Origin of the sequence: Paractinoplanes abujensis, assembly GCF_014204895.1 — a bacterium.
GTDB lineage: Bacteria > Actinomycetota > Actinomycetes > Mycobacteriales > Micromonosporaceae > Actinoplanes > Actinoplanes abujensis.
Map to the genome: position 1 here is coordinate 2,677,213 of NZ_JACHMF010000001.1, position 22,833 is coordinate 2,700,045.

At 71.7% G+C, this 22,833-nt stretch carries 20 protein-coding genes; 7 read left to right on the plus strand and 13 right to left on the minus strand.

The window, feature by feature from the left end:
- Window positions 1-78 precede the first annotated feature (78 nt).
- Entirely contained in the window at window positions 79-660 is a 582-nt protein-coding gene (locus tag BKA14_RS11920) for a TetR/AcrR family transcriptional regulator (RefSeq protein WP_239093577.1), read from the minus strand.
- 141 nt (window positions 661-801) lie between these two features.
- Here BKA14_RS11920 and BKA14_RS11925 point away from each other — a divergent pair, with 141 nt between their 5' ends.
- Complete coding sequence (locus BKA14_RS11925; RefSeq protein ID WP_184950989.1) at window positions 802-1,581, plus strand: siderophore-interacting protein; 780 nt, start codon at window positions 802-804, stop codon at window positions 1,579-1,581.
- Between the two features lie 166 nt (window positions 1,582-1,747).
- Here BKA14_RS11925 and BKA14_RS11930 read toward each other — a convergent pair whose 3' ends face one another.
- Window positions 1,748-2,566, minus strand: coding sequence for an SDR family NAD(P)-dependent oxidoreductase (locus BKA14_RS11930; protein WP_221477253.1), 819 nt, complete (start codon window positions 2,564-2,566; stop codon window positions 1,748-1,750).
- Between the two features lie 30 nt (window positions 2,567-2,596).
- Here BKA14_RS11930 and BKA14_RS11935 point away from each other — a divergent pair, with 30 nt between their 5' ends.
- Window positions 2,597-3,202: a DUF998 domain-containing protein gene (locus BKA14_RS11935; protein ID WP_184950990.1), complete on the plus strand. Its 606-nt coding sequence runs from the start codon at window positions 2,597-2,599 to the stop codon at window positions 3,200-3,202.
- Here BKA14_RS11935 and BKA14_RS11940 read toward each other — a convergent pair.
- From BKA14_RS11940 to BKA14_RS11950, 3 genes are all read right to left on the minus strand, one after another.
- Window positions 3,177-4,382: a helix-turn-helix domain-containing protein gene (locus BKA14_RS11940; RefSeq protein WP_184950991.1), complete on the minus strand. Its 1,206-nt coding sequence runs from the start codon at window positions 4,380-4,382 to the stop codon at window positions 3,177-3,179. The two genes, BKA14_RS11935 and BKA14_RS11940, sit on opposite strands and share 26 nt — an antisense overlap.
- Window positions 4,379-6,025, minus strand: a complete 1,647-nt coding sequence (locus BKA14_RS11945) for a sensor domain-containing diguanylate cyclase (protein ID WP_184950992.1) — start codon at window positions 6,023-6,025, stop codon at window positions 4,379-4,381. Before BKA14_RS11945 ends, BKA14_RS11940 begins: the two co-directional genes overlap by 4 nt.
- Window positions 6,026-6,218: 193 nt before the next feature.
- Window positions 6,219-6,389, minus strand: a complete 171-nt coding sequence (locus BKA14_RS11950; RefSeq protein ID WP_184950993.1) for a hypothetical protein — start codon at window positions 6,387-6,389, stop codon at window positions 6,219-6,221.
- A gap of 71 nt (window positions 6,390-6,460) precedes the next feature.
- Between BKA14_RS11950 and BKA14_RS11955 the strand changes: the two genes are divergently transcribed.
- Together BKA14_RS11955 and BKA14_RS11960 are read left to right on the plus strand one after the other, a co-directional pair.
- A complete protein-coding gene (locus BKA14_RS11955) occupies window positions 6,461-7,453 on the plus strand; it encodes a hypothetical protein (protein WP_184950994.1) in 993 nt (330 codons plus the stop codon).
- Window positions 7,450-7,956: a SigE family RNA polymerase sigma factor gene (locus BKA14_RS11960; protein WP_184950995.1), complete on the plus strand. Its 507-nt coding sequence runs from the start codon at window positions 7,450-7,452 to the stop codon at window positions 7,954-7,956. Before BKA14_RS11955 ends, BKA14_RS11960 begins: the two co-directional genes overlap by 4 nt.
- Before the next feature lie 38 nt (window positions 7,957-7,994).
- Here the strand turns inward: BKA14_RS11960 and BKA14_RS11965 are convergent, their stop codons facing one another.
- The 7 genes from BKA14_RS11965 to BKA14_RS11995 form a co-directional block, all read right to left on the minus strand.
- On the minus strand, window positions 7,995-8,387 hold the full coding sequence (locus BKA14_RS11965; RefSeq protein WP_184950996.1) for a hypothetical protein: 393 nt from the start codon (window positions 8,385-8,387) through the stop codon (window positions 7,995-7,997).
- A 191-nt stretch (window positions 8,388-8,578) separates the two neighbouring features.
- Complete coding sequence (locus BKA14_RS11970) at window positions 8,579-8,968, minus strand: hypothetical protein (protein WP_184950997.1); 390 nt, start codon at window positions 8,966-8,968, stop codon at window positions 8,579-8,581.
- A 97-nt stretch (window positions 8,969-9,065) separates the two neighbouring features.
- Entirely contained in the window at window positions 9,066-11,300 is a 2,235-nt protein-coding gene (locus tag BKA14_RS11975) for a glycoside hydrolase family 95 protein (protein ID WP_184950998.1), read from the minus strand.
- On the minus strand, window positions 11,297-12,925 hold the full coding sequence (locus tag BKA14_RS11980) for a beta-galactosidase (RefSeq protein ID WP_184950999.1): 1,629 nt from the start codon (window positions 12,923-12,925) through the stop codon (window positions 11,297-11,299). Before BKA14_RS11980 ends, BKA14_RS11975 begins: the two co-directional genes overlap by 4 nt.
- Window positions 12,922-13,863, minus strand: a complete 942-nt coding sequence (locus tag BKA14_RS11985) for a carbohydrate ABC transporter permease (RefSeq protein ID WP_184951000.1) — start codon at window positions 13,861-13,863, stop codon at window positions 12,922-12,924. The genes BKA14_RS11980 and BKA14_RS11985 overlap by 4 nt, the downstream gene beginning before the upstream one ends.
- Entirely contained in the window at window positions 13,860-14,816 is a 957-nt protein-coding gene (locus BKA14_RS11990) for an ABC transporter permease (protein ID WP_239093574.1), read from the minus strand. The genes BKA14_RS11985 and BKA14_RS11990 overlap by 4 nt, the downstream gene beginning before the upstream one ends.
- The gene (locus BKA14_RS11995; RefSeq protein ID WP_184951001.1) at window positions 14,813-16,489 is read right to left on the minus strand and encodes a type 2 periplasmic-binding domain-containing protein; all 1,677 of its coding nucleotides are present in this window, start codon (window positions 16,487-16,489) and stop codon (window positions 14,813-14,815) included. The genes BKA14_RS11990 and BKA14_RS11995 overlap by 4 nt, the downstream gene beginning before the upstream one ends.
- Before the next feature lie 115 nt (window positions 16,490-16,604).
- Here BKA14_RS11995 and BKA14_RS12000 point away from each other — a divergent pair, with 115 nt between their 5' ends.
- Window positions 16,605-17,843, plus strand: coding sequence for an ROK family transcriptional regulator (locus BKA14_RS12000; RefSeq protein WP_239093572.1), 1,239 nt, complete (start codon window positions 16,605-16,607; stop codon window positions 17,841-17,843).
- Window positions 17,844-18,265: 422 nt separating this feature from the next.
- Here the strand turns inward: BKA14_RS12000 and BKA14_RS12005 are convergent, their stop codons facing one another.
- Window positions 18,266-18,766 (minus strand): hypothetical protein, encoded by a 501-nt coding sequence (locus tag BKA14_RS12005; RefSeq protein WP_184951002.1) that lies wholly within the window; start codon window positions 18,764-18,766, stop codon window positions 18,266-18,268.
- A gap of 218 nt (window positions 18,767-18,984) precedes the next feature.
- Between BKA14_RS12005 and BKA14_RS12010 the strand changes: the two genes are divergently transcribed.
- Together BKA14_RS12010 and BKA14_RS12015 are read left to right on the plus strand one after the other, a co-directional pair.
- Complete coding sequence (locus tag BKA14_RS12010) at window positions 18,985-21,738, plus strand: glycoside hydrolase family 3 protein (protein ID WP_184951003.1); 2,754 nt, start codon at window positions 18,985-18,987, stop codon at window positions 21,736-21,738.
- The gene (locus BKA14_RS12015) at window positions 21,735-22,820 is read left to right on the plus strand and encodes a LacI family DNA-binding transcriptional regulator (protein WP_184951004.1); all 1,086 of its coding nucleotides are present in this window, start codon (window positions 21,735-21,737) and stop codon (window positions 22,818-22,820) included. Before BKA14_RS12010 ends, BKA14_RS12015 begins: the two co-directional genes overlap by 4 nt.
- Window positions 22,821-22,833 lie beyond the last annotated feature (13 nt).

Sequence of the window (22,833 nt, forward strand, 5' to 3'; positions counted from 1 at the left end):
CATCGCTTTACAGCCGGCTCCGATCGCCGCATCACAGCCGGCTCCGATCGCCGCTTCACGGCCGGTCTGGCTACCGCTTCACGGCCGGCCCGGATCGCCGCGCAGGTAGCGAGTGACCATGTTGACGAGCTCGGTCTCGAACGTGGCCACGGCGACCGACCGCGGATCGGCCATGACCTTGTGCGTGTTCATCTCGACCGTGAACAGGATCAGCTCGGCCGCGGTGTCGAGCTCGGTCACCCGTACGTCCGGATGCCGGGCCAGCACCTCGCGGACCTGACCGATGCGCAGCCGGCCGTGCCGGTCGATCGCGTCCAGCAGTTCCTGCGAGAACGACGCCTCCTCGATCATGATGCGCAGCAGCCGGGGGTCGTCGCTGTGGTTGTCGATCGCGTCGCGCACCAGCGCCCGTACGGTGTCCTGCAGGCTGCCCTCGCTCAGGTCCAGATCAGCCGCCTCGGTCCAGGTGCCGCGGTCGATGTGCCGCACCAGCAGCGCGGCCAGGATGGCGTCCTTGTTCGGGAAGTACTGATAGAGCGAGCCGATGGAGACGCGAGCGTGCTCGGCGATGTGATTCGTGGTGCCGGCCGCGTACCCGTGCTCGGTGAAAATGTGAGCAGCCGCGTTCAGGATGCGCTCGCGGGTGAGCTCGGCCCGCACCTGGCGAGGCTTGCGACGTGGCTGAAGACGGCGGTCGGCCGACGGCATCCGAGAGTCCTTCCCGAGCACGAAAAGCGAGTAGCCAAAGAGTTGAGCAATTACTCAGAATAGTGCTGTGAGCTGCAAAGACAAGAGCCGATCATGATCCCCAAGGGGCAACGGCCGGCCTCCCGCACCATGATCACGCTCGAGGTGCGCCGTCGTGAGTTCCTGACGCCGGGCTTCGCGAGCGTCACCCTCGGCGGCCCCGCCGTCCGCGATCTGCACGTCGCCGGCAACGACCAGGCGGTCCGGCTGTTCTTCCCGCGCGAGGGCCAGGCCGGGCTGCGCATGCCGACGATCTCGAACGAGGCCTGGATGGCCCAGGTCCTGCTGCTGCCCAAGTCGGTGCGCCCGTGGGTGCGCAACCTGACCGTCCGGCGGGTCCGCCCGGCCCACGACGAGATCGACATCGAGTTCGCCGTGCACGGGGACTCACCGATGTCGTCCTGGGTGCGCCGGGCCGAGCCCGGCAGTCACGCCGGAATCTTCGACATCGGCACCATGTACCGGCGCCCCGACGACGTCCACAGCCAGCTGCTCGTCGGCGACGAGACCGCCCTGCCCGCGATCCTGGCCATCCTCGACGGCACGCCGCCCGGCGTGACGACTTCGGCGTACGTGGAAGTGGCCACCACGGCCGACATCCGCCCCGACCCGCGCATCCGCTGGTTCGCCCGCACCGGCCAACGCCCCGACAACCTGCTGCTGAACGCGCTGCGGAACGCCGAGCTCCCAGCCGGCCGTTTCTACACATGGACCGCCGGCGAGTCCCGGCTGGCCGCATCCGTACGCCGCCACTTGGTCAAAGACCGCACCGTACCCAAGCGCGACATCTCGTTCTTCGGCTACTGGCGCCTGGGCCGCTCGTCACCGGGCTGACCCTTCCGTCCCTCCATCGACGCATGGGCTCGTCCACAGATGATTTCGCCACACACTCGTTCACCGCAGCACCGACCCGCGCCCGCGCGCACCTTCGTGCGGCGCGGCACCGTCCGGCGGCCGGGGCGCCAGAGGACGGCAGACGCCCGGGTGGTGCTCGGTGGCTTCAGAGCACGGCGGCGAGGCTTGCGGCCCAGAGGCGGACTGCGCGTGACCAGGAAGTTGAGCGCGGCGTGGCGCGGAAGCGCGAGCGTGATGCGAAGTAGCCGCCCGGCACCAGCGCTTCGGGGTCGGTGGCGAGCCAGACGAGGGTGTCCGCGCCCTGTTCGGGGGTGAGGAACAGGCCACGGGCGAGGCGGAAGGACGGGCTCGACTTGCCGAAGCCGCTGCGTACCAGGCCCGGGAAGTAGCACGTGGGCACGATGTGCTCGGCCGTCCAGCGGCGGGCCGCCTCGACGGTGAAGAGGATGTTGGCCTGCTTGCTCGCGCCGTAGGCCAGCCAGCGCAGGTGCTGGGGGCGGCCGGGCACGTCGACGTCGAGGGTCCCCCACGCCTCGGCGGCGGACGACGTCGTGATGATCCGGGCCGGCTCGGACGGCGTCGCGGCGGCTCGCAGGCGGTCGAGCAGCAGATGGGTCAGCAGGAAGCCGGCGAGGTGGTTGATCTGCAGGGCCGGGTCGTTGCCGTCGGCCGTCAGCGGGCGGACGGCGGGCAGTAGGCCGGCGTTGTTCGCGAGCACATGAATGTGCTCGTGTTCGGCGGCGATCCGCGTGCCGGCCGCGCGCACGTCGTCGAGCACGGCGAAGTCGGCGCGGTAGGCGGCGGGGGTGCGGCCGCCCGCCTCCCGGACGGCGTCGACGGCATCGGCCAGCCGCCCGGGGTCACGGCCGAGCAGGACGACGTGGTCGCCGTGGCGGGCCAGCGCCACGGCCGCGGCCCGGCCGATGCCTGAGCTCGCGCCGGTCACAACCACCGTGCGGGGCATGGTTCGACCTTATCGATCATGATGGGAGGGGTGAGCAGGTTTGCGGCGGTCAGTGGTGCGGCAGTGGTGACGGCGGGGGCCGTGGTCATGCTGGTGGCCCTGGTCGCGCCCGCGGGGAGCTGGTGGGACGGGTACGTCAGCGAGGCGGGGACGGCGGGTCAGCCGTACGCGGTCCCGTACCGGCTGGGCCTGGTGCTGCTCGGATGTGGGGTCGCGCTGATCGGGCAGGCGTTGCGCGCGCTCAAGCTGGCCTCGGCTGCGCTGTTCGTGGCGGCCGGGCTGGCGGCGGTGTCGGGGCTGGTGGCGTGCACCGATCGCTGCCCGTTGCCGCCGTACGAGCCGACCACGGTGGCCGATGTCGTGCACGCGGCGGCCAGCGTGCTCGGCTTGGTGGTGCTGGCCGGGGCGATGGCGCTGGTGTGGTGGTCGGACCTGCGTACGGCGGTGACCCGCCTGGCCGGGGTGTGCGTGGCTGTCATGGTTCCGCTGGGCGCTGTGCTCGGGTTGCTCATGGTGTTCGTGGGGCGCAGCGATCTCGGCGCACTGGTCGAGCGCGCGGTGTTGTTCGTCGCTGTCTGCTGGCTGGTCGGGACGGGGCTGCTGCTCGGGGTCAGGCCGGCTGCATACGTTCACTGAGTGCGCGCAGTTCGGCCCCGCCGTTGTTCGTTCGTGAGCGTTCGAGCAAGGTGTGCACGGCCGTGAGCACGTCGGCCGATCGGTGCACGTGCTGGGGGGCGATCCGCTCGGCGGTCAGGAGCAGCCGCACGGCGTCACGGTCACGATCGCGCAGTTTCGTGAGGGCTCGCGCGGTGTCGGCGTACAGGAAGACCTGCCGGAGACCGACGGGGATCGCCCCGGGACTGACCTGGCGCGCGATCTCCGTGGCCAGGCCGGGATCGCCGCCCTCGACCTCGATGCTGATCCGCCAGATGTCGACGTTCGTGGGCCCGAAGAACAGGCCCAGCACGTCGGTCTCCCCGGTGCGTCGGGCCAGCCCTGCCGCCTCCGCCGACCAGGCCCGGCTGTCGTCCAGCCGGGACGTGCACTGGCTGGCCAGCGCGCACATCAGCTGCAACGACCCGAGCACTTCGGCGCCACCGGGCCGGGCGACGTGCCGGCGCAAGTCGTCGGCGGCCCGCTCGGCCAGGGTCAAGGCCCGCTGATAGGAGCCGGCCGACACCGCCGAGCTGGCCCGCCCGAAGGCCGCGTAACCCAGCAGCACGGGATCGCCGGCACCTTCGGCGGCCTCGCGGGCACGCTCGGCGGCCAGCCAGGCATCGGCGGGCAGGCCCAGACTGCGCAGCACCGAGGACGCCGTGCACGCCGCGGCGCACAACAACCGCAATGCCCGCAGCGGCTCCGGGCCGGCCGTCTCGGCGTGCAGATCGCGCAGCAGGGCGGGCAGCAGCCGGACCACCGCCGCGTAGTCGCAGGCGTGCAGCAGCGACTCGGCCAGGTCACCGGTGCGGGCCAGTTCGTCCAGCGCCGGCGCGACCCGGTAGGCGGACTCGCTCAGATCGATGTCGATCAGGGCCTGCCGGACCGCGCCCGCACCCGCCAGCGCGGCCAGGACCTGCAGGTCGGCCGCGGGCACGGGCGCCTCGGCGAGCTCGGCCGGCGAGCATTCCAGGGCCTTGGCCATCGCGGCCAGCGTGAACCGGTTGCCGGCCGCCTGCAGCCCCCGTTCGATCCGGCTCCAGGTGGCGTGGGAGACGCCGGCCCGGCTGGCCGCGAACCGCACGCTCCAGCCGCGGGTCAGGCGGCGCGACCGGATCCGGTCGCCGATCCCGGCATCACCGGTGGCGCGTGGTGTCATGGCACCGACGGTAGCCCGGCCTGTTCCACTGGTGGTACATGCCTGTACCGGCTGGTCACGAACTGGTTCTTGCCGGACGTCTTGGCCTCGTACATGGCCTCGTCGGCGGTGTGCACGAGCTGGTCCGGGCCGGCCCGGTCGCCGTCGTTCTCCTGGATCGCCACCCCGACGCTGCAGCTGATCGTGACCGGCTGGCCGTCGATGTCGAACGGCGTCCGCAGGCTGTGCACGATCCGGCCGGCGATCACCTCGGCGTCGTCCGCGCCGGTCAGGCCTTCGGCCAGGATCGCGAACTCGTCGCCGCCGAGCCGCGCCACGATGTCGCTGGACCGGGCGCACTGTTCCAGCCGCCGGGCCGCCTCGACCAGCAGCAGGTCGCCGGCGCCGTGGCCGAGACCGTCGTTGACCGCCTTGAAGCCGTCGAGGTCGATGAAGAAAACCGCCAAGGCTTCCCCCGTACGGGCTTGGGCCCGCAAGCCGTGCGCGAGGCGCTCGTTGAACAGGGCACGGTTGGCCAGCTCGGTCAGTGTGTCGTGCAGGGCCAGGTGGCGCAGCTGGTCCTCGCTCTCGCGCAGCCGGGCCTCGACGTCCTTGCGGCGCTCGATGTCACGGCGCATGACCGCGGTGGCGTGCTCGACCTTCTTCAGGGCGCGCCGCCGCGAGTCGGCCAGACCGCCGGCCAGGAACGTGACGAACAGCCCGATGGCCAGCGTCGCGCCGGGCAGGCGGCGGTCGGTGTCGCTGAGCAGACGGTCGGTCGGCTGCACGTCGATCTGCCACTGCCGTTCGCCGACGGTCGTCGTGCGGATGCGGCGCAGGGCGGGATCGCGCAGGGAGGCGGCGGGCGCGGTGGTCGAGGCGACCGCGGTGGCGGAGCGGCCCGCCACGTCGCTCAGCGTCACCTTGACCAGTTCACCGGCGTAGGCGTGCAGGGTCTCGTCGACGAAGTCTCTGCCCCGCATCGACAGGACCACCCAGCCCGCGAACGCAGCCGGTCCGGACGCGCCGGCGGCCCGGGTGACCGGGGCCGCCAGCAGGAACGACCGCTGCTGCTCGGCCGCGGGAAGTTTGCGGTCCTTGAGCAGCACGTACGGGTGGCTCGCGGTGATCTCGCCGGTGGCCCGCGCGGACCGCAGCGCCCCGGACGGCTCGTCGGCGGCGCTGAGGTCGCGCCCGACGTCCGGGGTGACGGTGTCCAGGGCCCGGCTGAAGACCAGGTAGTAGTGCTGGTCGGCGTGGCCGGCCGTACGCAGATGCAGGTTCCGGGCGCCGCGTTCGCGCCAGTACGACTCGACGGTCGCCGCCTGGCTCGCCTGCGCCGCCACGACGAAACTGACCGCGCTCGCGCCGGGCAGGCGCTCGCGGTTGAGCCGGGAGGTCATCACCTCGAAGTCCGCGGAGGTGAAGGTGTTCTGCGCGGCCGCCGCGGCGCTGAGGTCGGACAGGGTCTCGGTGTAGCGGGCGGCCTCGTTGGCCACCGCGCGCTGGATGGCGTCGGCGTTGTGATCCATCAGCAGCCCCGCGTGCCGTTGCTGCACGTCCGTCACGCCGATCATCGCCGACCACGAGGCCACCGACCCACCGATCACGACGGCCAGCACCAGCGCATAGCCGATCCAGCGGCGGCGGCCGGGTGCCATCATGCTTGATTCCTCAACGTCTCAGCGGCGGGCGTCCCCTACTTATCGACCGGGCCCGCCCCCTTGTGAGCCTTGATCTGACATCAGGACCGCGCACCTTCGCCGCGTTGCGGGCCTGACCACTCACCGACCCCCTCGTTTCAGCTTGACGGGCTGATGCCTGAGCTGCGGACGCCGGGCCGGCCCGCGATGACTGTCACGACTCAGCGCGTCGCCGAGCATCGGTCACCTCACGCCCGGCGAGCGGGTGCGGCAGGAGGAGGTCGCCCGGCAGCCGGCGAGCCGCCTGCCCGTGCCCGAGGCCCTGCAGATGCCGGCGGCCGGGGGCATGGTCGAGCACGAGACAGCCCGAAACAGTTTGCTCCATGACGGAACCATCGGCGCTCCCGGTGCCTTTGGGACGGGTGAGGAAGGTTCACTCGGCTACGGGGGAACGCGATGACACAGCGCATCAGAGAGCTGCTGGACCACGCGGTGGCCGGGATCGAACCGGGCACGCGCGACCCGGTGGCGGCCGTCCTGGGCCGTCGCCGGGCCGCGCGGCGCCGTAAGGCCGTGGCCGGGGCGGTCGCGGGCGTCCTGGCCGTGGCCGCGCTCGCCGGTGGGCTGGCGGTGAACCGGCAGGACGCCAACCGGCCGTTGCCGCCGGTCGGTGCGGTCCCCGCGGACCCACCGACACCGCAGGTCATCGACGGGGTGATCGTGGCCGGCGCGCTCCGCCTGCCCGTCCCCGACGGCTGGCGGGTCGCCACCCCTGACTCCGGCGGCGCTTGCCGAGGCCTCGAGGACGACGCGGTTCTGATCTATCGGGCCGACGCGGCCGACTGTTCCCGGTCCACGATCAGGGTGGCGGCTCGGCGAGGCAAGAAATACCCTGTCGCCTCGCTGGTGGAGGCGCCCGGCGGCGGCAGCGTCGTAGCCCCGGCGCCGATGCGCATCCTGCGCGGCGGCGAGCCGGCGCTGGTGGGTTCGGGCTTCGACACCGGCAACGGATCGTTGGTGCTGCTGTGGTCGAAGGTGACAGTCGATTTCTTCCTCGACGAACCGGCCGCGCGGGCCGCCGCCGAATCCATCACGACCGAGCCCTTCGGCGCCGGGCGGCTCAACCTGCCCGGCCCGGTCCGTTCCGCGGAGTTCTCCCGGAGCGACTCCTCGGGGAAGTTCACCGCCGCCGGCCACGGCCGGATCGACGACGCGGCGACGATACAGAAGGTGATGACGCTCCTGCGTGAGCAGCGCCAGGTGGTCGACGACGAGGATGCCTGCTCCGCGCCCGCCGAGCGCAGCGCGCTGCTGATCGTCGACGCGTTCGTCTACCTGACCCTCGACGACGACTGTCAGCAGGCGCTCTCCGACCAGGGTGGACGGGTGCGGCTCAGCGACGGCACCGTGCGCGAGCTGAGCCGGCTGTTCGGGATCGAGGCCCGATGAGCGGCAGTGACACGCCACCGGGGTTCGCCGAGTTCGTCTCGTCGCGCTATCCGGCGCTGACCCGGTACGGCACGTTGCTCACCGGTGATCGCGGGCACGGCGAGGACCTGGCGCAGGAGGCCCTGGTGAAGACGTTCCGGGCCTGGCGGCGGCTGCACGAGCAGGGCGACCCGGAGGCGTACACGCGGCGGGTGATGGTGCGGGCGGCGTGGCGGGCCGGGCGCCGGTTGTGGCGCCGGGAGATCCCGGCCGCGGCCCCGCCCGAGCAGGTGTCGCCCGGGGACCCGTACGAGGAACACGCCACCGCGTCGGTGGTGCTGGCGGCATTGCGGTCGTTGCCGGCCGCGCAGCGGGTCGTGCTGGTGCTGCGCTACTGGGCCGGTCTCTCCGAACAGGAGATCGCGGCCGAACTGGGCTGCTCGACCGGGACCGTGAAGTCCCGGGCCAGCCGGGCCATGGCCGCTCTGCGGCAGACGCTCGACCTGCTGGAGGCCAGAAAATAGGGCCGCACCCGTACGGATGCGGCCCCGTCGCGCGTGGGTCAGTGACGCCAGCGGTACCAGGCGCCGTGGAAGTCGCCGCCACGGTAGCCGTTGTACCAGCCGCCGTACCAGTTGTCGTTGTCCCAGCCGTCGTTCCAGTCGTCGACCGTCAGGACCCAGGCACCACGACCCCAGCCGCCACGAACGCGGTCGCAGTCGTAGTCGTCCCAGCGGTCCCGGAGCTCACCGATGCGGCCGACCCGCTCGCAGGCCCGCAGCGACCGGAAGTAGCCGACGACCTCGTCGTCGTCCCAGCGCGCCTGGGTCTGCGACGCCGAGCTGGTGGAGGCGCCCTGCGCGGAGCCCGTGGCGGCCTGGGCCGGGACGGCCGCGACCGCCACCGTGCCCAGCCCGAGGCCGGCGATGGCGAGAAGACGGGTTACGCGATTCATAGTTCTTTCCCCTCTCGACATAACGTGTCTTGCTCAGAGAACCACGCATATCGGACAGCCGGGCGGAGTTCGGCAGGAGTACCCCGTTAGTGTCTTAAACGTCTGACCAAGCCGGGCGGGGGTGACCCACCGGAGCCAGAGGGGCCCGTACCAGCGGCCGGCTGCCGGTCCCGCTTGTCGATCCCCGCCGCTCAGTCCGGGAGGCGCTCGAGAACGGCGGAGACCAGAGTGGCCTCGGTCGTCGCGGCGCCGTAGACGATCTCCAGGGTGGTGCCGTCGGGCAGGGCCAGCGCGACCTGCCGTCCGGCGCGTTCGGTGACCCAGGCGTTGAGGATCTTCACCATGTCCACGACGGCCTGCAGGGCGACCGGCACGTGGGCCAGCACCGTCCCGACGGTGGCGACGCCGGCCGACCGGCTGCCCGGCGGGCCCGGCTCGGTGGCGGCGACGACCCGGCCGCCGTACGCGGAGATCCGGTCCCGCAGATCGCGCTTCACCACCCGGGTGTTGCGCTCGACGGTCTGCGCGGATTCGGACGAGGAGAAGCTGATCTCGATGGCGGGCAGCTCTGAAGATGTCACGCATTCGCCTTGAATAGAACGGATCGAACGACGCGGACGCTATCGGGGAATGCGACCCGGGAACGATCTCCGGAGGGTTTCTGGCCGATCGGGCTAATTAGTCCGGCTGGAACCGGTGCGGGACGCCGGCGCGCAGTTCCACCTCGGTGCGGCGCTCGCCGAACCGCACGGTGACCGCCCGGTCCCGATCGCTGACCAGGCACACCTCGGTGGGCACCCCGGCGGACCAGACCGTGTCGACGGTGACACCGCCGCGGGCCCGCAAGCCGGTGAAGGCGCCGTCGGCCCAAGCGGCGGGCAGGCACGGCAACAGATGGATCTCGTCGCGGTGCGACTGCAGCAGCATCTCGGCGACGCCCGCGGTGAAGCCGGAATTGCCGTCGATCTGGAACGGCGGGTGGGCGCAGAACAGGTTCTCGTAAACTCCGGCGCTGTCGGCGGCGGGGCGCAGGAAACGTCGCACGGCCGCGTGCGCGGCGGCGGCGTCACGCAGCCGCGCCCGCAGGGCGATCCGCCAGGCCAGGGCCCAGCCGGTCGAGTCGAGGCCCCGCGCGTCGAGCGTGCGGCGGGCCGCGGCGGCCAGGTCCGGGGTGTCGTCGGGGTCGACCGAGCAGCCCGGGAAGAGCCCGGCCAGATGCGACGTGTGCCGGTGCCCGGGTTCGGCGTCGGTGACATCGGTGGACCACTCGGCGAGGCGGCCGTCGGCGCCGACCCGCTCGGGCGGGATGCGGGAGGCGGCCGGGTCGGCGGCCAGCAGCGCCCGGATCAGGACGAGGTCGGCGGTCGCGGACACCCCGGCGCCGGCAGGCCTGCCGTCGGGCGCGACGTATGCGTTCTCGGGTGACGTGGACGGCGAGGTGCCGAGCGAGCCGTCGGGCATCTCCCGCAGCCAGGCCCGGCAGAACGCGGCCGCGCCGTCCAGCAGCGGCAGGTAGGCCGGATCACCGGTGTACTCGTGGTGCTCCCACGCGTGCCGGACCAGCCAGGCCGCGGCGAGCGGCCAGAACGACCAGCGGACCTCGTCCTGGCCGACCCCGGCCGGCCGCGCGAAGCACCAGGCGTCGGAGTTGTGGTGCAGGGTCCAGCCCGGCAGCCCGTAGAGGGTGCGCGCGACCTCCGCACCCCGTACGGAGGCCTGGGTCAGCCAGTCGAGCAGCGGCCGGTGACACTCGGCCAGGTTGGTGATGAGGGCCGGCCAGTAGTTCATCTCGAGGTTGATGTTCGTGGTGTAGCAGGCGTTCCAGGGCGGCCGGACCATGTCGTTCCACAGTCCCTGCAGACCGGCGGGCAGCCCGCCCGGACGGGACGCGGCGATGAGCAGGTAGCGGCCGTACTGGAACTGCAGCGCGGCCAGCGCCGGATCGGCCGCCCCGGCCGCGTGCGCGCGCAGGCGAGCGGTGGTGTCGAGGCGGGCGACGGCCTCCGGCGGTCCCAGCCGTACGCCGGCCCGGGAGAACAACCGCCGGTGCTCCCGCTCATGCGCGGCCCGCAGCGTGGCGTAGCCGTCCGTCTGCCGCAGCACCGCGGTCACGTCGTCCAGGCGCGCCTGCAGCCGTTGCGCGATCGGGCCGTGCGGCGGCGTGAACGCGTCGATGTAGTCGGTCACCGCGGCCAGCACGAGGATCAGCTCGTCACCGATGTCGAACTCCTCCGGCCCGGCCCCGGCCGCGCCCAGCACCCGCAGCCCGACCACGGCGGTGACCGAGCCGGGCCCGTACGCGACCGGCTCCGGCTCCGCGGGCACGTCGGAGGGCATCCGCACGGTCAGGACGAGCGTGTCACCGGCCCGTCCGGCCGTGGCCGTCGGGTGCGGGGAGGTCAGCCGGACCCGCAGCCGGGACGGACCCGGCAGGCGGCGCCTGATCACCAGCGCCTGCGGGCCGATCCACGCCTCCTGGCTGACCCGCCCGCCCGGCCCGCTCCACGTGTGCGACGCCACCGCCGAACGCAGGTCGAGATGCCGCTGATAGACGGTCGGCTCCGCCGCGACCGCCTGGGTGATCCACAGGTCGGCCAGCGGCTGGAACGCCTGGCTGTTGCCGCCCTGCAGCCCCCGCAGGGCCTCCTCGGCGGCGCGCACGTCCCCCCGGGCCAGCGCCGCCCGGGCCGCCTCGACCAGCTCCGGGCCGCCGGTGACAGTGCGGCTCCCGTACGCGCTCTGCGGCGTCCCGCTCCAGCAGGTGTTCTCGTTGAGCTGGAAACGGTCCTCCACCACCCCGCCGAAGCACATCGCGCCGAGCCGCCCGTTGCCCAGCGGCAGCGCCTGCGTCCACTCGGTCGCCGGGGTGCGGTAGCGCAGCGTCGTGCTGGCGTCATCCCCCAAGGCGGTCATGACCGTACCCAGCGTGCGAGGTCGGGCAGGTCGGCGGCGACATACCGGACGAGCCCCCGGCCGTAGCGGTGCTCGGTGACCACCGGACGATCGTCGGCGGTCAGCACGACCGTCGCGTCCAGGGGGTCGATCTCGTCCAGCCAGACACCGAGTTCCCCCGGGCGGTGCCGTACGAGCCGGATGCCCGCGAGGTCGTCGAACGCGCCGGGGGTCAGGCGGCAGTGTTCGTCGGCGAGGCCGCTGCCGAATGTCAGGACGAGGGTTCCGCCGCTTTCGGCGTAGGAGCGCAGCGCCTTGTGGCCGGCCGCGGAGACCAGATGCAGCAGGGGCGCCACGACGAGGTGGTAGCCGTCCAGTGCGGCTGCGAGCGGCACGACGTCGACGGGTGGTCCCAGGGCGCGGTGCCAGCGCTGCGCGGTGGCGGTGTAGTCGATGAACGGCGTCGGCAGGTGGGGTGACTGCCACGCCCACATCGACGGCTCGTCGTAGACGAGCGCGCGGGTGGCGTCGACCCGGACCGGCGTACGGGTGGAGACCGACCGCCCGATCGGGGCGAGCTCGGCCAGCTGCGGCACCATCGCCGGGTGCCACTGCTCGGCGCCGCCGCGGCCGGCCCGCCACTGGAAGTACAGGACACCGCCGGCACCACCGTCGAGGTAGACCGAAGCCGCGGCACGCGCCTGTCCCGGCGGCATGACACGAGTGACACCGTCGGTCCCGCGGACGGCGCCCGGGGCGTGCTCCATGAGGATCCACGGTTCGCCACCGGCCCAGCCGCGGGCCAGGTCGGCCACGAACGCCCGCTCCTGCAGGTGGGCGTCCAGTGAGGACGGGTAGTCGTCGACCGCCACCACGTCGACCTCGCGCGCCCACCGCGCATGGTCGACCGGCACCCACCCGCCGAGCACGAAGTTCGTCGTCACCGGCACCCCCGAGGCGCGCAGCACGTCACGCTGGGCGGTGTAGTGGGCGAGCATCGCGTCCGAGACGAAACGGCGGTAGTCCAGCACGTGGGCGGGGTTGCTCAGGTACTGGGTGGCGCGCGGCGGCAGCACCTCGTCGAAGCGGCCGTAACGCTGCGACCAGAAATCCGTGCTCCAGGCGTCGTTCAGGACACCGGTTCCCCCGTACGTCCGGGCCAGCCACCGCCGGAACGCCGCCGCGCAGTGGTCGCAGTAGCAGGTCGTGCCGTATTCGTTGTGCACGTGCCACAGGCGCAGCGCCGGGTGCCGGCCGTAGCGCTCCCCCAGCGCGCCCGCGATCCGCTGCGAAGCCGCCCGGTAGGCGGGGGCGTTGACGCAGTACGTGTCGCGCGAGCCGTGGGTCAGCCGCACCCCGTCCGCGGTCACGGGCATGGCGTCGGGGTGCGCACGAGTGAACCACGGCGGTGGCGAGGCGGTCGGGGTGGCCAGGCACACGCCGATGCCGTTGTCGTGCAACAGGTCCAGCACGTCATCGAGCCAACCGAACTCGTAGGTGCCGGCGGCCGGCTGCAGCCGCGACCAGGAGAACACGCCGACGGTCACGAGGTTGACGCCGGCCGACCGCATCAGGGCGACGTCCTCCCGCCACACCGCCGGCGGCCACTGCTCGGGGTTGTAGTCGCCGCCGAAGAACACCGTCATCCCTTGATCGCCCCGAGCAGCACGCCCTTGGTGAAGTGGCGCTGCACGAACGGGTAGATGAGCAGGATCGGGATCAGCGTCAGCGTCACCACGGCCATCTGGATCGCCAGCGGCGTGATCTCCTGCGTGCCGAAATACTGGCCCGTCGTGTTCTGCCCGCTGCCCGGCATCGCGTTGCCCTGCAACGTGTACGTGTAGATGACCATCTGCAGCGGCCACTTCTGGTTGTCCGGCAGGAACAGCAGCGCGTTGAAGAACGTGTTCCAGTAGCCGACGGCGTAGAAGAGGGCCACCACGGCGGTGACCGCGCGCGAGGTGGGCAGCACGACCGACCACAACGTGCGCCAGTCGCCCGCCCCGTCGATGGCCGCCGCGTCGATCAGCTCCTGCGACGTGGCCGAGAAGAACGCCCGCACGACCAGGATGTTGAAGACGCTCACGGCGGTGGGCAGGATCATCGACCAGTAGCTGTCGTACCCGCCGAGCGCCGAGACGACCAGGAACGTCGGGATCAGGCCGCCGCTGAAGAACATGGTGACGACCAGAACGAGCAGGATCGGGCGGTGCGCGAACGAGCCGTGCCGCGACAGCCCGTAAGCGCACAGGATCGTCACCACCATCGAGATGAGCGTGCCCACGATCGTGATGCCGAGGCTGACCGCCAGCGAGTGCATGACCAGCTGGTTGGTGAAGATCTGCTGGTACGCGGCGAGCGTGAGGCCGTCGGGCACGAGCACCATGCCGCCCGCCTTGTTGACCGCGGTCTGGGTGGACAGGCTGGTCAGCACGACCATCCACAGCGGGATGAGCACGACCGCGACGACCAGCACGAGCACGACGCCCTTGCCCGTCTGCCCGGCCGCGGTCGGCGGCTCCTCCCAGTTGGGGCGGTTGCTGCGGCGGCGGCTGGGGTCCGCCAGGGGGGTCACGACAGTCATCGGCGATACAGTCCGTCCTCGCCCAACAGGTGCGCGATCTTGTTGGCGGCCAGCAGGAAGAGCAGTGACAGGACGCCCTTGAACAGCGACGCGGCGGCGCCCAGGCTGAAGTTCGCGTTGACGACGCCGTAGTAGTAGGCGTACGTGTCGAGCACTTCGGCGGCGTCCCGCCCGACCGCGCCGCGCTGGATGAGCATCTGCTCGAAGCCGACGGTGAGCACGTTGCCCAGGCGCAGCACGAGCATGAGCACGATGACCCCGCGGATGCCGGGCAGCGTGATGTGCCACAGGCGCCGCCAGCGACCGGCCCCGTCGGCGGCGGCCGCCTCGTACAGCTGGGTGTCGATGGCGGCCAGCGCGGCCAGGAACACGATGATGCCCCAGCCGGCCTCCTTCCAGATCACCTGGGAGGTCACGAGCAGCGCGAACGTGTCCGGGTCGGTCATCACGTCCCAGGTCCCGATGCCGTTCTGGCGCAGGAACTGGTTGAGCGCGCCGGCCCCGCCCAGCATCTGCTGGAAGATCGTCACGGCCAGCACCCACGAGAAGAAGTGCGGAAGGTAGACGACGGACTGCACGATCGTACGGACCTTGTTGCTCATGATCGAGTGCAGCAGCAGGGCCAGCGCGATCGGCACCGGGAAGTAGAAGATCAGCTGGACCAGGCTGAGTATGAGCGTGTTGCCCAGCGCGCTCCAGAACAGCGGATCCGAGAACAGCTGCCGGAACGTCTCCAGCCCCGTCCACGGGCTGTGCCAGAAACCGGCGTAGATGCTGTACCGCTGGAACGCCGTCGCCGTGCCGAACATGGGCACGTAGTTGAACACGATCAGCAGCACGATCGCCGGGACGACCATGAGCAGCAGGGAACGGTCGCGGCGGAACCGGCTCTTCTTGACCGGCTGGTCCTCCGGTGCGCGAAGAGCCGGCGGCGCGTCGTGGAGAGCGGTCACTGGCCGGTGCCGTACTTGCTGCGGATGTCCTCGTAGAATGCGCGCAACTGATCGCCGCCCTGCGCCTTCCAGGTCTTCAGCCCTTCCTGGTACGCCGAGACGGGCTTGCGGCCGTACCGGATGTCCTTGACCAGGTCGACCATCGGCTGGTTGATGCTCGCGTACTGGGCCGGCTCGGTGACGTTCATGCCGTAGAAGGCCGGCTTGGCCGCGTACTTGACCATGTCGGCCTCCCACGCGGCGTAGTCCTTGACCACCTGCGTCTGCCCGGCGATGACGGTGGTCGGGCTGATCGGCGTGATCAGGAACTGGTACGTGGTGGCGACCTCCTTGCTGCCCCGCTCGGTCAGCACCGGGTTGCCGTCGACCATCGTGTAGTCGGTGCCCTCGACCCCGAAGTTGACGGTCAGGTACTCCTTCGACCCGTACGGCGCGGCCAGGTAGTTCGCGATGGCCAGGCACTCCTTGATCTGGTCGCCGCTGAGCTTGGCGTTGAGGAAGCTGTACATGCCGGCGCTGGGGTTCATCCAGATCTCCGGCTTGCCGTCGGTCGACAGGAGCTTGAAGGCCTGCCGGTCGTACGAGGGGTTGGCCGCCTTGCCGCTCTTGGCGTCGTCGCCCTTCCACGCGCCGGGGCCGTCGCCCGTGATGGCCACCTTGCCGCTCCAGAAGCGCTGCTTGGCGTCCTCCCGCTTGTCGGCCAGCGCGTCCGGGTGCACGTGGCCGGCCTTGGCCTGCGCCTGGTACCAGTTCAGAGCCTCGAGGATGCCCGGGGTCTCGTACCGGTGAATGATCTTGCCGCCGTCGTCGATGACCCAGCGGTTGGGATCGACCGGGAACTTGTAGATCTGGCCCAGCGAGTCGAAGACGTCGTCGAACGCCCACCGGCCGGCCGCGGCGCTGGTGAGCTGCCGGCCCAGCGCGGCCAGGTCGTCCGGGGTCTTGATGTCGTCGGGGTTGATGCCCTCGGCGGCCAGGATGTCCTTGCGGTGGAACAGCGTGCCCGCGATGGTGGCGCCGCTGTAGTAGACGGGCAGGCCGAACAGCTTGCCGTTCCAGATGCAGCACTGCCAGGCGCTGGTCGGGATGGCGGCCAGGTTCGGGTACGCCTTGATCGCGTCACCGGACAGGTACGGCCCGAGGTCGGCGAACTTGTTGACCGCGTCCGCGAAGCCCAGGTTGCCCATGTTCCAGCTCGGGATCTGCACCCAGTCGGGCAGCTTGTCCCCGGCGAACAGGGTCGGCAGCACCTTGTCGTAGTTGCTGCCGTCGGCCGGCTGCAGCTTCAGGTTCGCGCCGATCGCCTTGTTGACGGCTTCGTAGTACGCGTTGCCGCTGGCCGAGGGGATGGCGCCCCAGAGCGGGGTCATCGTCGTGTACGAGCCACCCTTGCCCGGCACGCCGGAGGTCGTGGCCACGGGGTTGTCGGGATACCGCAGGAACGCCGGGCTGCTGAAGAACCCGTTGGCGCCGGTCACGCTGGGGATGTCGGCCTTGACGAGCTCGCTGGGCACGTACGCGGGAAGCAGTTTCTGCAGTTGATCCTGCGTCGTCGTGCCCGGGCCGCTGGACGTCTTGGCGTCGCCGCAGGCGGACAGCAGACCACCGCTCGCCACCGAGAGGGCACCGAGACCGGCCAGCCCGAGGAAACGCCGTCTATCGAAGTTGTTCACTGTCCTGCTCCATCTGTGGCAATCTTTAGTTGGGACGGTAAACGAACTAATGCCGGGGCCACAAGCCCCCGGTCCGGCTGGTGCCGTAGTCTGCGGGGGTGGGTTGGGGGCGTTGGTGATCACTAGGGACAGCGGTCCGCAGCCGGCCGACTTCGCCGACGTCCGAGCGACGAATCTCGCCGTGGTGCTGCGCCACGTCCGCACGCATGCGCCCTGCTCACGGGCCGACATCGCAGCCACCACCGGCCTCAACAAAGCCACCGTGTCGTCGCTGGTGACCGACCTGATCGACCGGCGCCTCGTGCGCGAGGTCGGGATGACCGAGAACCGGATCGGCCGCCCCGCCATGATGCTGGTCCTCGACGGCTCCCCCTACGCAGCCGTCGGCCTGGAAATCAATACCGACTACCTGACCGCGGTCGCCCTCGACCTGGCCGGCGTCCGCCTGCTCTCCTGGCGGCGCGCCTTCACCGGCGCCCCCGGCCAGCCCGGCCAGGCCATAGCGTCACTGGCCGCCCTGGCCCGCCGCGCCGTGTCGAAAATGGAACGCGAAGGCCGCCAAGTGCTCGGCCTGACCGTCGCCGTGCCCGGCCTGGTCGACGCGGACGGGGTCGTCGAACTGGCCGCGGGCCTGGGCTGGCACCAGGTCGACCTGCGCAAGTCACTGACGGCCGCCCTCGGCGAACCCACGTACCCGCTGATGGTCGAGAACGACGCCAACCTGGCCGTGCTGGCCGAACAACGCCTGTCCTTCACCGCCGACCTGGTCTACCTGACCGGCGGGGCCAGCCTGGGCGCCGGCATCATCTGCGACGGCCGCCCCCTGCGCGGCGCCCGCGGCTTCGCCGGCGAATTCGGCCACCTGCCGCTCGACCCGGCCGGCCCCCTGTGCACCTGCGGGCGGCGGGGCTGCCTGGAGGCGTACGCGGGACTGGGCGCCCTCATCCGGGCCGCCCTGCCCGACGTGGGCATCGAGACCGCGCTGTCGCCCTCCGAGTTCGGCCCGCACGTCGACGAGATCCACCGGCTGGCCAAGGCGGGTGATGGTCAGGTGCTGGCCGCGCTGACCGACGTGGGGCGCCACCTGGGGCATGCGGTGTCGCTGCTGACCAACCTGATCAACCCGGCTTGCGTCGCCCTGGGCGGCTACTTCACGGTGCTGTCACCGTGGCTGATCCCCCCGGCCACGGCCGAACTGGCCAGCCGCTCGGTCGCCGCCAACTGCGGCGGGACGCGGCTGGTCGCCTCCGCCCTGGACTCCAGCGCTGCCGCGGCCGGTGGCGCCACCCGGGTGCTGGACGCCATCGACGCCGGCGTTCTTCCGCCTCCTCAGACGGCGCCTTCTCCGCTCTGACCAACGGCTGCGGCGCCTGGGCTTGTCGTCGCTGTTCGCTGCAGCCCGCGCCTCTCGGTCGTTGCCCGATCTTCCGTCCGCCTCACCCGGCGCCCACCACCTCGGGGCGGGCGAGCCGGCTTGGCGGCTGCAGACCGGTCGTAGTCGGCGGTGAACCCCACAAGTTGCCTACAGCATCCTAGGAACCTAGTCTGACGGCTGACATCGGTGCAGCAGGGGCCTGTCGCCGGCCCGGCAGTGAGGCGCATCGCCGGAGCAGCAGCGCGCGGCGGAGCCGATCGACGGCGACGGGGTCCGGCATCAGCGGAGACGTCGGCGGCCGAACGCCAGCGACCGGCCGAGTCCGGCCGACCCGCCGGTCGGCACCGGACGCCGCGGTCACGCGAAGCGGCCGGCCGGGCGCCGCAGGAGACCGGAGACGGTCAGCACCAGGCGCCGCCGTCGTGGGAGCCGGTCAGGGTCAGGCCGTAGACGTCTTCGGGTTCGGGTTGCTGGCCGGGCAGGCCGTTGAAGTCGCTGGGGAACCAGACCGACAGGTAGACCGTGGTCCCGTCGATCTCCTTGGTCAGGCACGTGGCGGCGGCGCTGACGATCAGGCCGTCGCCGGCGCGCGGGGAGCCGTCGCCCTGCCACTGCCAGCCGTCGGCGGCCGCGGCTTCCCGGTGGAACGTGATGATCTCGTCGCGGCTCAGGGGGCTGCGGTAGTCGCGGCTGGCGTGGGCGAAGCCGTCGTCGTCGTCGCAGCCGGAGCCGGCCCCGATCTCCTCGGCCTGGGCGGGGTGGACGGTGAGGATCGCGGCGTCGTCCAGTGTCACCGAGAAGTTCCTGTCCCGTTGGCTGCACCCGTAGTCGAGCACGCCGCAGCCGGTGAGGCTCCCGGCCCCCAGCAGCAGCAGGGCACCGGCCACCCGTGTCGTGATCACGGCGGCAGCATAGTCAGGACCGGCAAACCAGGGATCGAGGATGATCTCTTGACGGGCCGGGCGCGGCTCGGGTAGACAGTTCGTCAATTCACCGAAACACGGACGACATCTTCGCCGCCCCGTGTCGAAGCGCTTCGAAGGGCCGGTCGGCCGCAACCAGGAGCCGATCTCGTGGGACGCCCGTTGAAGCGCTTCGGCGAATCACCGGATGTGACCCCATGAGCGAGACACCGCTGTTCCGCCGGTACGACGCGCCGCTCGCCGAGCGCGTCGAGGACCTCCTCGCCCGGCTCACGCTGCCCGAAAAGGTGGCCATGCTGCACCAGCACCAGCCCGCGATCGACCGCCTCGGCATCGGCGCCTTCACCACCGGCACGGAAGCCCTGCACGGCCTGGCCTGGCTGGGCGAGGCCACGGTCTTCCCGCAGGCGATCGGCCTCGCCACGAGCTGGGACCTCGACCTCGTGCGCAGGGTCGGCGAAGCCACCGGCACCGAGGTCCGGGCATCCCACCAGAGGGCGGACCGGGGGGCCGGCCTCAACGTCTGGGCCCCGGTGGTCAACCCGCTGCGCGATCCCCGATGGGGCCGCAACGAGGAGGGCTACGCCGAGGACCCGTTCCTCACCGGCCTGATGGGCGACGCCTACGCCCGCGGGCTGGCGGGCGACCACCCCCGGGTCCTGCGCACCGCGCCCACGCTCAAGCACTTCCTCGGCTACAACAACGAGACCGACCGCTGCCTCACATCGAGCAACCTGAGCCCGCGGGTGCTGCGCGAGTACGAGCTCCCGGCCTACCGCCCGGCGATCGAGCGCGGCTCGGCGGTGGCCGTCATGGCGTCGTACAACCTGGTCAACGGCCGTCCCGCGCACGTCTCCCCCTATCTCGAGGACGAGCTGCGCACCTGGACCGGGGACGAGATCTTCGTGGTCTCCGACGCCTACGCCCCGAGCAACCTGGCCGACCCGGCGCAGCAGGCCTGGTTCCCCGATCACGCGGAGAGCCACGCCGCGGCCCTGCGGGCGGGCATCGACAGCTTCACCGACGCCGACCAGCGCAGCGACGTCACTGTCGAGCGGATCACCGAGGCCCTGCGCCGCGAGCTGATCAAGGAGGAGGACGTCGACCGGGCCGTGCGCCGGGCCCTGACGATCCGCGTCCGTCTCGGCGAGTTCGATCCGGCCGAGCACAACCCCTATGCGGCCACCACTGTCGACGAGGAAGACCACCGGAATCTGGCCCGCGAGGCCGCCCGCGAGTCGATCACCCTGCTGAAGTCGGAGTGCTGCCTGCTCCCGCTCGATCCCGCGCGCCACCGGACGGTCGCGGTGGTCGGCTCCCATGCCGATCGTGCGTTCACCGATTGGTACAGCGGTTCCTTCCCGTACGTGGTGACGGCACGCGACGGCCTGGCCCGGGTCATGCCGGAGGTGCTGCACAGCGAGGGCGTGGATCGTGTCGTGCTCACGTTGGGAGCGCTCCATCTGGCCGCCGACGAGCACGGGGTGCGGCTGACGCCGGAGCCGGCCGCGTTCGACCTGTTCGACTGGGGCAACGGCGTCGTCACCCTGCGCTCCACTGTGAACGGCAAGTTCCTGCGGGTCACGAACGACGGGCTGGCCGCCGACTCGGACGGTCCGGGCGACTGGGTGGTGACCGAGATGTGGAAGCTCGAGCGCCGCCCGGACGGGACGGTCGCGCTGCGCAGCCACAGCTCCCCTGGCAACCCGGACCGGGGCGCCGTGACCGCACAGCTGACCCTCGGCCCCCGCGCCGCCCGCTTCACCCTGCGGACGATCGTCGACGGCGCGGCCGACGCGGCCGACCTGGCAGCGACGGCCGACGCGGTGATCGTGGTGATCGGTAACCACCCGCTCGTCAACGGGCGCGAGACCGAGGACCGTGCGGATCTGGAACTGCCACCGGCGCAGGACCGGCTGCTGCGGGAGGTGTACGCGGCCAACCGCAACACCGGCCTCGTGCTGATCTCGAGTTACCCGTACGCGATCGGCTGGGCCGACACGCACCTGCCGGCGGTGCTGTGGATGTCGCACGGCGGGCAGGAGCTCGGCAACGCGCTGGCCGACGTGCTCACCGGGCGCGCCGACCCGGGCGGCCGGCTGACCCAGACGTGGTATCGCAGCGCCTGCGAGCTGCCCGACATCCTCGACTACGACATCATCACCAACGACGCGACCTACCAGTACTACCGCGGCACGCCGCTCTACCCCTTCGGGCACGGCCTCTCGTACGCGTCGTTCGACTACTCCAACCTCGACATCTCGCACACGTCGGCGGCGGTGGGCGACCGGGTCACCGTCACGGCCTGGGTCACCAACGTCGGCAAGCGGGCCGGCCGCGAGGTCGTGCAGCTCTACACGCATCAGCAGGTGTCGCGGGTGAAGCAGCCGCTGCGACGATTGCGGGCGTTCGCGAAGGTCCGGCTCGGACCGGGCGAGTCGCGGCTGGTCAGCTTCGACCTCGACGTGGCCGACCTGGCGTTCTGGGACGTGACGTCGAACCGGTTCGTGGTCGAGACCGCCCGCCACAAGATCCTGCTCGGGCGTTCGGCCAGCGATATCCGGCTCACCGGCACCCTGCCCGTGCGGGGCAGCCGGGTCGGGGCGCAGAAGGCCGCCGACCGCACGATCCGGGCCGGCGACCACGACGAGTACAGCGGGATCACGTTGGTGGCGACAGGCGATCCCGTGCGGGGTGAGGCCGTGCGCGCCACCGAGGACGGCGCGTGGTGCTGTCTGAGCGGGACGGACCTTTCCGGCGTACGGGAGGTGGCGGTGGAGGGGGACGGCCCGGCCGTGACGCTGCGCCTCGACGACCCGTACGCGGGTGGGGAATTCGCCCTGGTGACACCGGGGTCGGCGGCCGCCGTGCCCGAGACCGAGGGCGTGCACGACCTCTACCTCGCCATGGACGCCGGGAGCCGGGTCAGCGCGATCACGTTCCGGTCGTGACGCCCCCGCCGGTCACCATCGCCGACGTCGCCCGGCACGCGGGGGTCTCGGCCAGCACGGTCTCCTACGTGCTCAGCGGCAAGCGGGCCATCTCGGCCGTGACCCGCGAGAAGGTGCTGGCCAGCGTGCGGGTGCTCGGCTTCCACCCGCACGCGGGGGCGCGGGCGCTGGCCGGCAACCGGTCGAACATCATCGCGCTGGCCCTGCCGCTGCGCGCGGGTCAGAACGTTCCCGTCGTCATGCGGTTCGCGGCGGCGGTGGTCGACGCGGCCCGGTCCTGCGACTACGACGTGCTGCTGGTGACCGCGGACGAGGGGGCGGCGGGCCTGCGCCGGGTGGCGGGCAGCGCGCTGGCCGACGGCCTGATCCTGATGGACGTCGAGACCGACGACGAGCGGGTGCCCGCGCTGCGCGACCTGAACCGGCCCAGCGTGCTCATCGGGCTGCCCGCCGACCCGGCCGGGCTGATCTGCGTCGACCTCGACTTCACCCGCGCGGGCGAGATGTGTGTGGAGCATCTGGCCGCGCTCGGGCACCGGCGGGTGGCGTTGCTGGGGGCGCCGCAGGCCGTCTACGACCGTGGGGCCGGGTTCGCCCACCGTACGCGCGAGGGCGTACGGGCGGCCGCGGCGCGGTGCGGGGTCGAGGCGTACGCCGTACCGCTGGAACCGGTCTTCCCCGCCGTCCTGGCCGCGCTGGCGGAACTCAGCGGCGCGACCGCCCTGATCGTGCACAACGAGAGCGCCCTCGACCACGTGCTGACGGCGCTGCGCACGCTGGGCCGCAGCGTGCCCGGGGACGTGTCCGTCCTGGCCATCTGCCCCGACGACGTCGCGCTGGCGGTCACCCCGCACGTCACGAACGTCGAGGTGCCGGCGGCCGCGCTGGGCCGGCTGGCGGTGGAGCGGCTGCTCGCCCGGCCCGGCGACGGCGACGGGCCCGGAGCCACCCTGCTGCCCCCCGCGCTGACCACGCGATTGTCCTGCGATCGCCCCGGTCGCGCCGTCCGCCAGTTCTCCAGTGAGTCCTCGACAGCAGGAGAAAGGGGCGGTGATGCGACCAGAACCGCGGCGCCGGGTTGATAATCGAAACATG

What these genes read in the sequence shown, in the direction of transcription:
- BKA14_RS11925 (WP_184950989.1), top strand. Translation starts at nt 802, where the DNA reads ATGATCCCCAAGGGGCAACGGCCGGCCTCCCGCACCATGATCACGCTC.
- BKA14_RS11930 (WP_221477253.1), bottom strand. Translation starts at nt 2,566, where the DNA reads ATGCCCCGCACGGTGGTTGTGACCGGCGCGAGCTCAGGCATCGGCCGG.
- BKA14_RS11940 (WP_184950991.1), bottom strand. Translation starts at nt 4,382, where the DNA reads ATGACACCACGCGCCACCGGTGATGCCGGGATCGGCGACCGGATCCGG.
- BKA14_RS11945 (WP_184950992.1), bottom strand. Translation starts at nt 6,025, where the DNA reads ATGATGGCACCCGGCCGCCGCCGCTGGATCGGCTATGCGCTGGTGCTG.
- BKA14_RS11950 (WP_184950993.1), bottom strand. Translation starts at nt 6,389, where the DNA reads ATGGAGCAAACTGTTTCGGGCTGTCTCGTGCTCGACCATGCCCCCGGC.
- BKA14_RS11955 (WP_184950994.1), top strand. Translation starts at nt 6,461, where the DNA reads ATGACACAGCGCATCAGAGAGCTGCTGGACCACGCGGTGGCCGGGATC.
- BKA14_RS11960 (WP_184950995.1), top strand. Translation starts at nt 7,450, where the DNA reads ATGAGCGGCAGTGACACGCCACCGGGGTTCGCCGAGTTCGTCTCGTCG.
- BKA14_RS11965 (WP_184950996.1), bottom strand. Translation starts at nt 8,387, where the DNA reads ATGAATCGCGTAACCCGTCTTCTCGCCATCGCCGGCCTCGGGCTGGGC.
- BKA14_RS11975 (WP_184950998.1), bottom strand. Translation starts at nt 11,300, where the DNA reads ATGACCGCCTTGGGGGATGACGCCAGCACGACGCTGCGCTACCGCACC.
- BKA14_RS11980 (WP_184950999.1), bottom strand. Translation starts at nt 12,925, where the DNA reads ATGACGGTGTTCTTCGGCGGCGACTACAACCCCGAGCAGTGGCCGCCG.
- BKA14_RS11985 (WP_184951000.1), bottom strand. Translation starts at nt 13,863, where the DNA reads ATGACTGTCGTGACCCCCCTGGCGGACCCCAGCCGCCGCCGCAGCAAC.
- BKA14_RS12010 (WP_184951003.1), top strand. Translation starts at nt 18,985, where the DNA reads ATGAGCGAGACACCGCTGTTCCGCCGGTACGACGCGCCGCTCGCCGAG.